Genomic DNA, 13,292 nt, shown 5'->3' on the forward strand with positions numbered 1-13,292 from the left:
GATAAACATACGGGGGGCGACCCGTTATCATTTGTTCGATACAATTCCGAACTTTCTGTGTTCAACCGTACCATAAGAACTTCAATCATGCCTTATAATAGGGATGAGGGCTCTTACTAACTCTGTCGTACAGTTGATGCAGGGTTAATCCCGGTTGAGTAACCGTATCCTTGAAAAGCTTAGACTTTAGCCGTCGTTCATCCTGGCGCTTACTGGCCAAGCAGTGTATCTGCTTCTCAGGCTGAGATTTGCTCATATGGTTTGGCAGGTCTTCAGTTTCTGTTTTTCCGGTTACTGTCTTGCCGAGGTAACAAGCTTAATGCCAGAGCGTGTACACGGCCTGGTAAGGTGTATTCGATGAGAGTTATCAGTTTAAATTGCGAAGGCATTAAAAACGCACGAGAAAAAGGCCTGTTTGACTGGCTCTTGGAGCAGGATGCTGACCTTATTTGTCTGCAGGATACTCGTGAAGACGAGCAGGTGATTGAGGATCAGTACTTTCTTGATGGCTACTTTGGTTATGCTTTCAGTGGCTACAACAGGACTGACCGTGGCGGTGTAGCCATCTATACCCGTCATGCTCCCAAGGCCATTATCAGTGGCCTCGGGATTCCTGAAGTGGATGAAACCGGCCGTTATCTCCAGGCAGATTTTGACAAGATCAGTCTTGTCAGTCTGTACGTGCCGGAGGGTGATGATGAAGAAAGCCTTAATTTCAAATACCGTTTCCTGGATGGCTATTCGCACCACTTAAGCAAGCAACGTCGTAAGCGTCGTGAGTTTCTTATGTGCGGTACCTGGAATATTGCGCACCGCAAGATTGACGTGGCTAATTGGCGTGATGCTCAGGAGATCTCTGGCTTTAATCAGGCCGAGCGTGGCTGGATGGAAGGTTTGCTGGGCGATATGGGCTTCTTTGATGCTTACCGTGAGGTGGATCGGGAAGCTGGCAAATACAGCTGGTGGAAAGATGAGTACCTGCGCCATGATAATGTTGGGATGCGCATTGATTACCAGATTATCACTCCCGGGATGCGTCACCGCGTCACCGCGTGCTGAATGGCGGGATCTACAAAGGTCAGGTGTTCTCATCCCATGCACCGGTGATTATTGACTATGACTGGGAGCTGGGGATGTAACAATACCGGTTCCTGGTTAACAGATTTGTGCCCTGATAAATAAGAACTTTACTGAAATAAGGAGTGCGTCAACGGCACGGGCGATCTCCTTTTTCACTCTAACCATCCTCTGAATCCAAATTCAGTACAGAGTTACTTTCTGATGAAACTCTGGATCATTTGGATACACTCTTCGGTTCTTTTTTCAATATCAGTACTTTCCATCATCAGTACCTTTTGTGCTGAAATCCCAAGATCGACCCTGTTGCAGAGAACCCATTGATCAATATCTTTCTGGAAAATGACATCATCACTGCGAATGCCATCGTTCTCCAGCGCAATTTTCCCTGTTGGCAGGTAGCAGTATGCATCAATTTTTTGACTCGTGGCTTTGGCCAGCCTGAGCATATAAGGGCTGATAGGGGTATCGGTTACTCTCAGCCAATATCGATGGTAGGCAAGTAATGAGGGTGGACCTGTATCGATAATGCCATGACCTTTCAGGTTTTCTATCCACTCAAGCATGGCACCCAGTGCTGAGCCAGCCATGGCGGTTGAAGTGACCTGACGGATTGTCCGATCTTCAAGTAGTGCGTCACGAGGCGTCTTATAATGCAGTAGTTTTGCGATTTTTCGATAATAGTCGCTGAAAACAGACCATTCACTCCCCAGTGCTTTCACCAGAGCGTTGCAGAGCATTGTTTTACCGGTTCCATGGGAACCAATGAGAGAAATAATCATACTGCCTGCCTGTTACAGAGTAAGAACCCGGCATATAGCCGGGTTCTATTAAAAATAGCTCAAGTAAAAGGGCTGGCAGTAAAGTGTCATTCTGCTAACGCTTTTTTCTGTAACTCGATAATTTCCTCAATACCGGAACGTGCCAGAGCCATCATGGCCAGCATTTCATTCTGACTGAAAGGGGCTGCTTCCGCTGTCCCCTGAACTTCGATAAATCCGCCTGCGTCGGTCATCACTACATTCATGTCGGTTTCAGCGCTGGAATCCTCAGGATAATCAAGGTCAAGAACCGGGCTGCCTTTGTAAATTCCCACAGAAACGGCGGCAATCATGTGCAGGAAAGGGTCACTTTTGACCATTTTCTTCTCCTGCATATAGCGTAATGCATCGACCAGTGCTACGCAGGCTCCGGTAATTGAGGCTGTCCGTGTGCCACCATCGGCCTGAATCACATCACAATCAATATTAATGGTGTTTTCACCAAGCTTTTTCATGTCTACCGCAGCACGCAAAGCTCGGCCGATCAGTCGTTGAATCTCGAGTGTCCTGCCACCCTGCTTGCCTCTGGAGGCTTCTCTTCCCATTCGTTCAGTGGTCGACCGGGGCAACATACCGTACTCGGCGGTGACCCAGCCCTGGCCGGTTCCTTTGAGAAAACGGGGTACACCGCGCTCGACCGAGGCGGTACAGATGACTTTGGTATCTCCAAACTCAACGAGCACAGATCCTTCTGCGTGTTTGGTATAGTGGCGAGTGATTTTTACATCACGTAATTGGTCTGCCGTTCTTCCACTAGGGCGCATTTGGGTTACCTTGGTATGTCTGAAAAAATTAAGCACTGCGAAATTTGCGGAATTATAACTGCTTGGTGGGTTTGCAGGAAAATACAGTTTGGATAATTATAAACTTCTGAAATAATGGATCCTTATTAGCCAACCGATTAAAGAGTGTTTAATGACTTCCAGCATGACTGCATTTGCCCGTGTTCAGATACAGGAAGATTGGGGAAGCCTGGTATGGGAGATTCGATCCGTTAACCACCGTTACCTTGAGCCCCACTTTCGTCTAACTGAACAGGCACGTGAGATCGAGCCTGCTTTAAGAGAACAGATTCGCCAGCAACTGAAGAGAGGCAAAGTTGAATGCAGCCTCAAATATCAGCTGCTTGAGAAGGAGCAGGTGCTTGAGCTAAATCCTGTCTTGCTGGAAAAGCTTCAACTGGCAGTACGTGAGGTTGAGACACATTTTTCTCAGGTTGCACCGGTTAATCCTCTTGAGGTTTTGCAATGGCCTGGCGTGCAGCGTACTGAGGAAACGGAAATGACGGTCGTTCATCGGGCTGCCATTAAAGGGTTCAACAAAGCGCTCACCCAACTGAATGAGATGAGAAAACGGGAAGGGCAGGAGCTGCAATCTTTCATTGAGGCCCGTTTGGATAAAATGGGGAATGAGGTGCAGCAGCTTCGTGTACTGGTGCCGGAAATTCTGCAAAGTCAGCGCGCGAAAATCCTTGATCGACTTTCTGAAGCCAGGCAGGAGTTAAATCCTGAAAGACTGGAGCAGGAAATGGTCATTCTGGCTCAGAAGATGGATGTTGATGAAGAGTTGGATCGTCTGGAAACACATATAGCTGAGGTACGCAGAACCCTGAGAACCCCCGGGCAGGGCGCAGTAGGACGTCGTCTGGATTTTCTGATGCAGGAGCTTAACCGGGAGGCCAATACGCTGTCTTCCAAGTCAATTCACGCAGGCCTCACCCAGATCGCAGTAAATCTCAAGGTTTTTATCGAGCAAATGCGCGAACAGGTCCAAAACATAGAATAACGTTCCAATACGTTAGTGCATGATATAAGCCACTGAATAAAGTGGCTTTTTTTTGAATTATTGTTTTTGGTTGTTCGTCCGTATTTGCAGTTATCTGAAAAAATGGTGACAGAAATGGTGACAGGTTGGCCAAAATAGAGAATTATGAATGGTGACAGATTTACAAAACTGACCTACCTTATTTTGTGCATTACATTGATTGAATAAGTACCTACCTCAAAGTAATGCACAATAGAACCAATAATAAAAGTAAGGTGATGTAAGTGAAGGATTCAGAAGTAAAAAAACTGATCAAAGCAAAAAAGGAAGGGCGCTATGCTGCCGGTAATGGTCTGTATCTGCGCATCAGCAAGGAGCTGTCTGTAACGTGGATTGTTCGATATACAGTGTCGGGTCATGGTGATAAACGAAAACGTAAGGAGGTCACGATAGGCAGCTATCCTGATATGTCATTGCATCAGGCCAATCTCAAGGCGGGTGACATTAAGGAAAAGCTGAAAGAAGGGGAAGACCCGATGGTTGCCAAACGTATTCAGCAGGCAATAGGGAGGCAGGAAGTTGCCAATGTTGATGAACTGGCCATCGAGTGGATTAACCATAAGAAGAAAAATATTAAAACCTGGTGGCGGAATGAACGGTATTACAACAAAGATATTGGCCCCAAGGTCGGGTTAATGCGACCGGATCAGGTGACTCCATTGCATATCAAGAAGCTGGTAGAAGACGTTTGCGTATTCTGGTTAACTTGAACACCTATTCTGTTTCATTTGAACACCCTGAACTCCTTACACATTGCCCAGTGTGATTTTTAGACCAGGTGTTCAACTGCGTCCAATTTTCCAAGCTTTTTGCGCATGGATTCGCCTTTGAGTTCAATCCGGTGGGCATTGTGCATAAGCCGGTCAAGAATGGCGTCGGCCAGAGTTTCATCACCAATGCTGGCATGCCACTTCCGGGTGGGCAATTGACTGGTAACCAACGTGGAACCTTGCTCGTGCCTGTCATCCATGACTTCCAGCAGATCGTTCCTTTGTTGCTGCGTCAGTGGTTCCAGGCCCCAGTCGTCCAGAATCAGCAAGTCTACTTTTGCCAGTTGTTTCAACTGCCTGCTGTAGCTGCCATCACCGTGGGCAAGGATCAGTTCATCCAGTAGCCTGGACATCCGATAGTACCGGACACTGTAGCCTTTCAGACAAGCCATGTGCCCAAGGGCGCAGGCCAGGTAGCTCTTACCGGAACCACAAGGTCCGGTGATCAACAGGTTCCTGTACCGGTCAAGCCAGCCTCCTCCAGACAGGCTGGCCATCTGGTTCTGTTTGAGACCTCTGGGGTGTTCATAGTCAATGTCGTGTATCCGGGCAGCCAGTTTAAACCGGGCGCTTCTGAGCAGCCGAGCCAGACGTTTATTGTTTCGCTCTGTTTCTTCCTGCTCAGTAAGCAACGACAGTCGTTCTTCAAAGCTAAGGCTACTGTAGGTGCCCGGCTGGTCCAGCTGTTGATTGAGGGCATCTGCCATTCCGGTCAGTCGCAGTGACCTAAGGCGAGCCAGTGTTTCATTGATCATGTTCGCCTCCGGTTATTGATAGCAAATAGCGCCACGAATATTTTCGTGATCATCATGCAAGGGACCTGTCGTTTGTTTTAACTGTGGCTCCAATGGCATCAGGTCTTTGCCTGACTGGAGGATTGATCGGACATTTTTTAACCGATAACCCCCGATGTTCCTGGCATGGGCGCAGGCGTTGTTGAGTCGTTCAGTTCCATATTCCCGCTGCAGGTTTAGCAGCCCCAATGAAGCTCGATAGGCTTGTTCAGGATGCTCCTTGCTATCCAGCAGTGATTGAATAAAACAATAGACTTCCTGACCAATGTCGTTAGCCCAGTTAAGTAAACGCTCAGGCGTCCAATCCTGATGGTGACGATGTCGTTCCGGCATATGAACTGCTAACGTCGTAAATCCACGTGTGTGCTTGCGAGCGTGGCTGGCCACCACTTTACCGTTAGCGTAGATCGTGACGCAGTGCTCAGTCGCCTGTACTTCTACTTCCTGCCTGGCAAGCTGATGGGGAACCGAGTAGGCGTGCCCCTTGCAGATAATATGATAATCCACATTCACCCGGGCCTTGATAAACTCAGCGAACACAAAAGATTGCTTCGGCAGTGGCTTGAGGGCTGGTTCATCCAGTTGTTCAAACGCACTACGTCGCGTTCCTGGCAACTGCTTAAAGGGCTTCAGGTTCAGTTCGATTAACAGCTCACGTATCCGCAGGTTCAGCTCTGCCAGGGTAAAGAACATTTGTAACTGTTCAGCACCCCCACATAAATCTGGAATTTTCTGATTTTTATACCATCCTCTTAAGCACCATTTTTCCACAATATTCGCCAGCATGATTCCAGAACTACCCGCAACTATGTCGGCTGAGATTCTCTTGAAAGAGAATGCAGAGCTGCGGATGAGAGTTGCCTGTCTGGAAGAGCGATGTCGAGAATTGGAAGAAAAGGTTGGCAAGAACAGTCAAAACAGCAGCAAGCCGCCATCGTCTGATGGTTATCAAAAACCTTGTAAAAACAGTAATTCTCCAGATCATTCTGACGACCTTTCCGCAGATAAAGGTACCGATCCATCGGATGAAAAACCCAATCCTAAAAGTCTGAGACAGTCTTCTGGTAATAAAGCCGGTGGAAAAAAGGGCATCAGGGCACTTGTCTTAAACAGGTCGATATCCCTGACTATATTGAGTACCTTCCGGTTAAAGAATGCAATAAATGTCAGGCGTCTCTTCTTGATAGTGAGCCGGTCAAATATATTGAACGACAGGTGTTTGAACCAGGGAGACCGGGTGAATTTGAAGTAACGGCCCATAGAGCTGAAGTAAAAATCTGCACTTGTGGTTGTCGGAATCAGGCTGAATTCCCGGAAGGTGTTACCGCTGCCGCACAATATGGCTCAGCCACACAGGCTATGGCCGTCTATCTTAACCAATACCATTTCCTGCCTTTTAAGCGCGTGTCAGAGTATTTTAATACTCTCTATAAAATGAGTGTAAGTGCAGGCACTGTCGCCAATTTTGTGGCCAGAACCTATGAAAATCTGGCTTCTACTGAAGAGGTTATTCGTGACGCCTTGCGGGAATCGTCTGTTGCCGGAGCCGATGAAACGGGTATGCGGGCCGAGGGCTCTTTGCACTGGCTACACGTTATGCGGGATGAACAATGGACGCTCTACTACTTGTCTGAAAAGCGAGGTCGTGAGGCCATGGACACGATGGGCATACTGCTAACATTTGCAGGCGTTCTGGTTCATGATCATTGGAAATCCTATTTTGCATATGCGGCAACTCACGTACTTTGCAATGCCCATCACCTGAGGGAGCTTTTGGGTGTTGTTGATAGGGACAGCAATCAACTGGCGTTGCGATTGATGAAGCTACTGAGGCTTTCCTGGCATTACTGCAAGGGCTTTAAGACCATAGGTATGCTACAGATGCCAAGTGTTGTCTGTGAACGAATCGAGAAGATTTATGACCGGTTGCTTCAGCGGGCTCTAATGAAAGAAGTCGTCTATATGGAGAAGCAACGAGAGGAGCTTAAGCGCAAGAAAGTCAAGAATACTAAAGCTTACAATCTCTTCAAACGACTCACTGAGTTCAAGGCTGAGACACTGCGCTTCATGTCAGATTTTACCATTCCCTTCGATAACAATGGCAGTGAGCGGGATGTTCGAATGGTCAAGTTAAAGCAGAAAATCTCAGGCTGCTTCAGGAGTGCAGACGGTGGTTCTATGTTTGCACGGATTCGCAGCTATTTGTCGTCTGCCAGAAAACAGGGAATGGACATATATCAATCACTTCATAGAGCTGTTCGGGAATTACTGTAATATGCCTTTGCTCAGTGCTGAATAGTTACGAACATTTCATGACGAAGCCTGGCCAGTATCCACCGCTCCACTACCTGTACACCGACTTCTGCTTTGGCCTTGTCTTTGGGTTTGTAGGGGCGTGCCGGAATGACTGCCACCTGGTAGTGACAAGCCAGGTGCTGGTATGATGGGTTGAGATCCGGCTCGTACCGACAGGCTTTGATAACTGCGCACTTTGGGTTGTCTGGCACAACAATTTCTGGCACCCCACCAAAGAACTCAAAGGCCCGTTCATGAGACCCCAGCCAGTCCTCTGTTTTTTGTGACAGAGTCGCTTCAGCGTAGGTATAGTTGGACGCTCCCAGCACTGCCACAAATATCTGGGCATTGTGGGCAATTTCGCCGGTGTCCGGGTTGATGATTGGCATGGTTGGCCCGGCATAATCAACAAATAACTTTTCACCTGCATTGTGCAGCTGTCGCATAGATCGCTTTTGACAACCACGCCACTGATTGTAACGGTGACAGTACTGGGCATAGCTGTAGGCATTGAGGGGGTGGGCCTGACAGTATTCTTCCCAGAGTCGTTGTTTGGTCACTTCCTTGCGCTTCAGTTCCTGATGCACCTCAGCCCAGTCAGGATCAATCAACCCTTTTCGATTGGCTATCGAGGCATCGGGAAACAGCGCCTGAATAAGCTCAGGCTCAGATATATCCTCTGCCAGGGGCCAGCTTAATTCCGATTCCTGAAAGGCCTTAACGTAGTTGGATACCGTCCCCACACTGACCCGTACACTGCGGGAAATTTGTCGGAAGCTGAGTTGGCTGCCAAACCGCATCCGGAGTATTTCTAGTAGCTTACGCATGGTAATCCTGTTTTCTGTCATGGCCGGTTCCCTCTCTTGGTACAGATAAGAACGGCCAAAGTTATGGAAAATCAATGCATAAGAAGATATTTGTTAGCTGTATTAGACCGGTTTATGGTCTGTTGAACAGCGTTTCTGGAAGCTTGAACGGTGATTCTGGAAATCATCAAAAAGTGTTCAAAAGAAACCAGAATAGGTGTTCAAGTGTTACCAGAATGGGTGTTCAAGTGTTACCAGAATGAGTGTTCAAGAGTTACCAGAATATGCAACGTTGCTGTTCCCGGGCGAATGACCGTTGCCAATGATGTGTTGCAATTTGCCAAGGAACTCTTTGATTACGGTATTCGCCTAAATCTTTTGCAGTTTAATCCGGCACGGGTATTTACCTGTAAGGATGCCGGGGGAATTGAAGAAGCAAGAGAGCGGGCCATCGGACTGGATGAGTTGCGGGATATATTCGCTACGTTCAGAAAGCATCATTTGCAGTTTACCAGAGACAATTATTTAAACTGTGCTTTACTGCTGACCCTGATGTGTCGAAAGACAGAGCTTTCAGTCACAAAGATTGAAGAGTTTGATCTGCATAAAAAGAAGTGGACACTTCCGAAGGATCGCATTGAGTCGATGAAGCGTTCCAGTAAGAAAAAACCGGTTCATGTACCCTTGGAGCCGGAAGCTATTGAGTGGATCACAGAGCTGAAATACCGTGCTGGTTACAGTCCTTATCTTTTTCCATCAAGGAGAACCAGTAAACGGTTTGACCATGTTGGGCCGGATACATTGAATACGGCGATAGACAAAATGTTTCAGCAGCAACTTTTTCCCGAAACGGTTAAGCATTTCACGGTGCATGATTTAAGGCGCACATCCCGGACATTGCTATCGAAGCTGGACTTTGATTATCGGGTTGCTGAGATCTGTTTAGGGCATAAGGTAATGAAGACTTCAGAAGAGGTGTATAACGTGGATGATTTTTACGATAAGCGTCGTGAAGCCCAGCGTCTGCTGCTGGATTATTACGCACCGATTATTAATCAAGGCGGTTAATACCGCCTTATGTGTATGATCAGCCCTGCTGGGTACGGAAGTAATTTTCTATATCTTCCTGAAAGAAAATCTTACCGCCGTAAGGCAGGTTGACTGGCTTTGGAAAGCCCGGTGACTGACGCAAATGCCAGAGTGTTGTGCGGGATATGCCGTAGCGGAGGCATATGTCGTTCAGTTTGAGAGTTTGCTTGCTTTCCATGCTGTTATCTTCCCTTAAAACAAATCAAACACTTTTTCGTTGAACACTGGTCTGGCGTTGGATACCACTGCGCCGGGTGAATGACTGGTGTAAAGCTGCTTTCTGTTGGGGTCGTACATGGCTCCGTAATGCCAGCCTTTTTCGGTGAGCATGTATTTACCACGACTCTCCAGGTATTTAACGATGCGGTGCTTTTCCATCAGTTCAACCACATAGCCGCGTTGGCGTCCCGTGTAATCAGCCAGTTCACGGAATGATAGATGACTGCCGAGGTTATAGAGTTCCCGGCCTTCACCGTAATTGCGCTTCAGGTTTTTCCGCTTTTTGAGGCCTTTCTTGCGCAGCCGGATTTTGCGATTCGGATCGGCAATGGTCACTTCCGTAGAGATGTCTGGTGGAACTGTTTCAGTCTGGGGCTCAGGCTCTGGCATTGCAGGTGGTTCAGGCTGCGCATCGGTCAGTTGACCCAGCACGGACTTGTACCACTTCAGTTGCTTGATGGGCGTGCCGTCGCCATGGTGCTTGCCCACATCCAGCATTTCGCAGAAGGGGCTGCCCTTTTCGGTGGGTGTCCAGTACTGGCCGGTGCGTAGCTGCATCCCGGCATCCTGCAGTTTGAGATTCATATTGACGGCGGTGTAGACGGGGTTGGACAGTTTGCCCAGCTCGGTGACGCTGAATAGCGGAGCCTTGACCGGGGCGATCAGGGTGGGCTGTCCCATGGCTTCCAGCGGGGAGAAGTCGATCTGGGTTTTGACTAACCGGTCGGCTGCCAGCATGGCCTGGTTGCCTTCAATGCCGTAGGCCTTCACAAAGGTTATGGCTTTCAGGCTGGCGTCCATGTTCATTTCCAGCAGTTGGTGGGGAGTAATAGCTGGTGCTGGTAAAGCTGAGCCAAATTGTTCGTCCATCGCTGCAATCAATCCAGGATATTCGCTCTGACTGACCATTTCACGATCAATGGCTTTCTGGCGAGCTTTCTTGCCTTCCGGTGTCATGGCACCAAGCAGGACATGGTTGGCAGCATTGACGGTGAACTGAAAAACCGTTTTAGGGCGGCCTCCGGTACTTTTCTCGGATGTGCGAGAAAAGTCTCTACCTTCTACAAATTGATGCCGTTCAATCTGTTCTCGAATACGAACCGCAGTATTGTTGAGACTAAACCCGCAGATTTCCAGCAACTGTACTCCTTCAACCAATTCATTTTTAACGATACCTTCTCGCCTCAGAATTAATTCAGCCTGCTCAAGGGTGGTAATGTCGGTATTTGCGCAAGTTTGTTGTTCCATAACATTGACCTTTCTTTTTGTTGGAGTTTTTATGGCTTGCTTTAATTTATTGGGTGAAAGTCTCATATTGATGAGTACTAACGTTCAAGATCACCCTTCCCTGATGAAAATGGAATCACATTATCACTGACCATATTTACCTTAGCCCGGTACGTTACCGACAGCAGCATCCAGCCACAGTCGAACCAACCACTTTGAATTAGTGACCTGAGTGTCAGAATGCCTTGCCCCCCGGGACACCGCCAACGCATTCCCGAACACTTCATTCGCTGTGTAACCAGCGTTTTACAGGACGCCTCAATGACCCCTGAGCCTATGGGCAGGTTGCGCGACAGGTGTTCTGCATAATTCATCCGTAACCGGTTTTTTCTGAAGTACTTTAACTCTGTCTTTAATTTCGATCGGCGGGGATGCTTGCTATGCTGGTAAGCCAGTGCCTTGATTATTTTTTCAACCCCACCCGGCTCCTCCTTCAGGATATGTCGGTAGGTGCTGAATTTCTCTTTGGACTTCGCGCTATTTTCACCGTAAGCCAGGTCAAATGCCTTCTTCAGGTGTTCTGCCGCATGGTAATAATCAACAATTTCTTCTCCCTCCGGTAGCTCTTTGGTGAAGTATGTCCAATTGTCCCGGGCTCCATCTGCCACTTTGACCAGAGTCAGATTTGGCTTTTGCTGAAGCACCTTATCCAGAAGGTTTGAAAGGGATTTTTTCAATGTCGCTTTCTTGCTTTCAGGCATTCGTCCCATCCTGATCGTAGAGAGGCGATCTCCCTGGTCATCGTAAAACGACAGTGTTCCACAACTGGCCTCCTGACAACCTGCTGGCCCTCGGGTACGTTTGCCTTCAGCAACACTCTTTTCACGTTTCTCCTGACGCTTGCCGTCTTTCATTGGTAGCATCACACCGTCAAGGGAAGCAGCTACCGTCACCGCGTCAGGCGGTACTGTGAGATTCTCCGCGAGAAGGGTCTCGAAAGGGTCAAGGTGCTGCTCCCATTGTTCGTTGAGTTTTTTGGGAAGACGTGCCAGAGAGCTGGTTGAGGGTGACATATTCCCCATTAGATCGAGTAAGCTTTTTACGTCCGCGGGCGGCAACTGGGCAACCATCCATGCTGCTTGCTTCGCAGCCTTTGGTAACCAGTAGCCTTCTACAACGCCAGCCTTGAGCTCTAAAGGGACAATGCACTTATCCCCTGCATTGCGGTAGAGGCTGCGCAATACCCGGACAGGTCCTGCTGCTGACTGGTAGGTTTGATAGCTGCGTAATGCCTGGTGATACACGACCCCATTCACTTCGATAGAAGCTTTATTGATGTCTAATTTTTGCAGTTCTTCTGCCAGTATTTCTCGCTCCGCCTGAATAAAGAGGGAGTGAATCTCGTTTTCATGATCCTCAAAATGCTGGATTGGATTATTGGACTGACGAAGTAGGGTCAGTTTTTGCTGCAGTTGGTCAATAGCAGGACAGGAATCATTGGCGACTTTGGTTAGTGGCTGACATACTTCCATCGGAGCGGCCTCTCACCGTTGACTCTTTGTTTGCTGTTAGAATCATAGCTGTGTTTGGCTGCTCTCCATTCAGTTTGAAAAATTTGGTGTTATGTCTGTTTGCTGTAGCTCAAGGCCTGTGGGTGTGATCAATATGAGACTTTCACCCAATTTATTTTGCGAGCGATCAGTGGCTGACGGTATCCGGGAGTGGCGGCGTTACATCGGGCCGCTTCGTTCGCAGTCGCTGCAGTAAGAGTCCGTTTACCAGTATTGATTGGTCATGGGAAAAGTCGTTATGACAGCCAACGGTCATGGCGACGATGATGAGCGTCATTTCGACTAAAACATCCATCGGGTTGATGGGCTTGCCATCCATTTCGTGAACAATCTTCTCAGCCTGCTTCACTTTATGGTTAAACAGGTTGAGTTCATCATGGATGCTTTCGCCCCTGGCCTTCCTGACTTTTATATTCTTCACTAACGACAGGTCAGCCAGTGAGAGGTAGTCGGGCTGGGATGCAGATCTTGCTCCATGATCTGAAAACACTTCAGGCGTTTCCATAAACAGACGTTCCGACTCCTGGATAAGAAAGGCGGCAACCATTTCACCCTGTCCGGCAAGAGTTTCATCGTCTGTATTGTCTGGCAGGGTGAGCGCCATAATGGCGCTAATAGCCGCTTTGACCAGCTGGTCATCGGGTACCAGTCCATGGCCTCGCTGCTGATGAAAATCCATCGCCGTTTTTACCCGGGCCTGGAATTGATGAAGATGCTTTTCGGCCTGTTCCAGGTTGCCGTTGTTAAATTCGGCTTCGGTTTCACGGGCCAGCATCAGATGATCAATGGTGAGCATGGC

At 48.2% G+C, this 13,292-nt stretch carries 12 protein-coding genes and 3 pseudogenes; 6 read left to right on the forward strand and 9 right to left on the reverse strand.

Features of this window, described 5'->3' with window-relative positions; translation table 11 throughout:
- Positions 1 to 357: 357 nt before the first annotated feature.
- A pseudogene (locus MJO57_RS01225) lies at positions 358 to 1,139 on the forward strand (exodeoxyribonuclease III).
- 132 nt (positions 1,140 to 1,271) lie between these two features.
- On the opposite strand, the gene MJO57_RS01230 reads toward MJO57_RS01225, so the two are convergent.
- Positions 1,272 to 1,859 carry an AAA family ATPase gene (locus MJO57_RS01230; protein WP_252022248.1) on the reverse strand — a complete coding sequence of 196 codons (588 nt, stop codon included), beginning with the start codon at positions 1,857 to 1,859 and terminating at the stop codon, positions 1,272 to 1,274.
- Positions 1,860 to 1,945: 86 nt separating this feature from the next.
- Positions 1,946 to 2,662 carry a ribonuclease PH gene (gene rph, locus MJO57_RS01235; RefSeq protein WP_252022250.1) on the reverse strand — a complete coding sequence of 239 codons (717 nt, stop codon included), beginning with the start codon at positions 2,660 to 2,662 and terminating at the stop codon, positions 1,946 to 1,948.
- 163 nt (positions 2,663 to 2,825) lie between these two features.
- On the opposite strand from rph, the gene MJO57_RS01240 reads away from it, so the two are divergent.
- On the forward strand, positions 2,826 to 3,683 hold the full coding sequence (locus MJO57_RS01240; protein ID WP_371924744.1) for a YicC/YloC family endoribonuclease: 858 nt from the start codon (positions 2,826 to 2,828) through the stop codon (positions 3,681 to 3,683).
- A 263-nt stretch (positions 3,684 to 3,946) separates the two neighbouring features.
- Positions 3,947 to 4,432 (forward strand): integrase arm-type DNA-binding domain-containing protein, encoded by a 486-nt coding sequence (locus MJO57_RS01245; RefSeq protein ID WP_252022254.1) that lies wholly within the window; start codon positions 3,947 to 3,949, stop codon positions 4,430 to 4,432.
- A 59-nt stretch (positions 4,433 to 4,491) separates the two neighbouring features.
- Here the strand turns inward: MJO57_RS01245 and istB are convergent, their stop codons facing one another.
- Positions 4,492 to 5,247, reverse strand: a complete 756-nt coding sequence (gene istB, locus MJO57_RS01250; RefSeq protein WP_252017309.1) for an IS21-like element helper ATPase IstB — start codon at positions 5,245 to 5,247, stop codon at positions 4,492 to 4,494.
- Between the two features lie 12 nt (positions 5,248 to 5,259).
- Positions 5,260 to 6,072 carry a hypothetical protein gene (locus MJO57_RS01255; RefSeq protein WP_252022256.1) on the reverse strand — a complete coding sequence of 271 codons (813 nt, stop codon included), beginning with the start codon at positions 6,070 to 6,072 and terminating at the stop codon, positions 5,260 to 5,262.
- Between the two features lie 22 nt (positions 6,073 to 6,094).
- On the opposite strand from MJO57_RS01255, the pseudogene MJO57_RS32635 reads away from it, so the two are divergent.
- Together MJO57_RS32635 and MJO57_RS01265 are read left to right on the forward strand one after the other, a co-directional pair.
- Positions 6,095 to 6,292: pseudogene (locus MJO57_RS32635) on the forward strand (DUF6444 domain-containing protein); the annotation flags it as partial.
- A gap of 125 nt (positions 6,293 to 6,417) precedes the next feature.
- Complete coding sequence (locus MJO57_RS01265; RefSeq protein WP_252026890.1) at positions 6,418 to 7,560, forward strand: IS66 family transposase; 1,143 nt, start codon at positions 6,418 to 6,420, stop codon at positions 7,558 to 7,560.
- Positions 7,561 to 7,580: 20 nt separating this feature from the next.
- On the opposite strand, the pseudogene istA reads toward MJO57_RS01265, so the two are convergent.
- Positions 7,581 to 8,429: pseudogene (gene istA / locus MJO57_RS01270) on the reverse strand (IS21 family transposase); the annotation flags it as partial.
- Between the two features lie 198 nt (positions 8,430 to 8,627).
- On the opposite strand from istA, the gene MJO57_RS01275 reads away from it, so the two are divergent.
- A complete protein-coding gene (locus MJO57_RS01275; protein WP_252022258.1) occupies positions 8,628 to 9,455 on the forward strand; it encodes a site-specific integrase in 828 nt (275 codons plus the stop codon).
- A 19-nt stretch (positions 9,456 to 9,474) separates the two neighbouring features.
- On the opposite strand, the gene MJO57_RS01280 is transcribed toward MJO57_RS01275, so the two are convergent.
- The 4 genes from MJO57_RS01280 to MJO57_RS01295 all read right to left on the reverse strand — a co-directional run bounded on the left by MJO57_RS01280 (position 9,475) and on the right by MJO57_RS01295 (position 13,289).
- Entirely contained in the window at positions 9,475 to 9,654 is a 180-nt protein-coding gene (locus MJO57_RS01280; RefSeq protein WP_252022260.1) for an AlpA family transcriptional regulator, read from the reverse strand.
- 14 nt (positions 9,655 to 9,668) lie between these two features.
- The gene (locus MJO57_RS01285) at positions 9,669 to 10,835 is read right to left on the reverse strand and encodes an antA/AntB antirepressor family protein (protein ID WP_252022263.1); all 1,167 of its coding nucleotides are present in this window, start codon (positions 10,833 to 10,835) and stop codon (positions 9,669 to 9,671) included.
- 185 nt (positions 10,836 to 11,020) lie between these two features.
- Complete coding sequence (locus MJO57_RS01290) at positions 11,021 to 12,454, reverse strand: hypothetical protein (protein WP_252022265.1); 1,434 nt, start codon at positions 12,452 to 12,454, stop codon at positions 11,021 to 11,023.
- Positions 12,455 to 12,620: 166 nt separating this feature from the next.
- Positions 12,621 to 13,289, reverse strand: coding sequence for a hypothetical protein (locus MJO57_RS01295; protein WP_252022267.1), 669 nt, complete (start codon positions 13,287 to 13,289; stop codon positions 12,621 to 12,623).
- Positions 13,290 to 13,292: the final 3 nt, after the last annotated feature.

The organism is Endozoicomonas sp. SCSIO W0465 (assembly GCF_023716865.1).
Lineage (GTDB): Bacteria > Pseudomonadota > Gammaproteobacteria > Pseudomonadales > Endozoicomonadaceae > Endozoicomonas.

What these genes read in the sequence shown, in the direction of transcription:
- MJO57_RS01230 (WP_252022248.1), bottom strand. Translation starts at nt 1,859, where the DNA reads ATGATTATTTCTCTCATTGGTTCCCATGGAACCGGTAAAACAATGCTC.
- rph (WP_252022250.1), bottom strand. Translation starts at nt 2,662, where the DNA reads ATGCGCCCTAGTGGAAGAACGGCAGACCAATTACGTGATGTAAAAATC.
- MJO57_RS01240 (WP_371924744.1), top strand. Translation starts at nt 2,826, where the DNA reads ATGACTGCATTTGCCCGTGTTCAGATACAGGAAGATTGGGGAAGCCTG.
- istB (WP_252017309.1), bottom strand. Translation starts at nt 5,247, where the DNA reads ATGATCAATGAAACACTGGCTCGCCTTAGGTCACTGCGACTGACCGGA.
- MJO57_RS01255 (WP_252022256.1), bottom strand. Translation starts at nt 6,072, where the DNA reads ATGCTGGCGAATATTGTGGAAAAATGGTGCTTAAGAGGATGGTATAAA.
- MJO57_RS01280 (WP_252022260.1), bottom strand. Translation starts at nt 9,654, where the DNA reads ATGGAAAGCAAGCAAACTCTCAAACTGAACGACATATGCCTCCGCTAC.
- MJO57_RS01290 (WP_252022265.1), bottom strand. Translation starts at nt 12,454, where the DNA reads ATGGAAGTATGTCAGCCACTAACCAAAGTCGCCAATGATTCCTGTCCT.
- MJO57_RS01295 (WP_252022267.1), bottom strand. Translation starts at nt 13,289, where the DNA reads ATGCTCACCATTGATCATCTGATGCTGGCCCGTGAAACCGAAGCCGAA.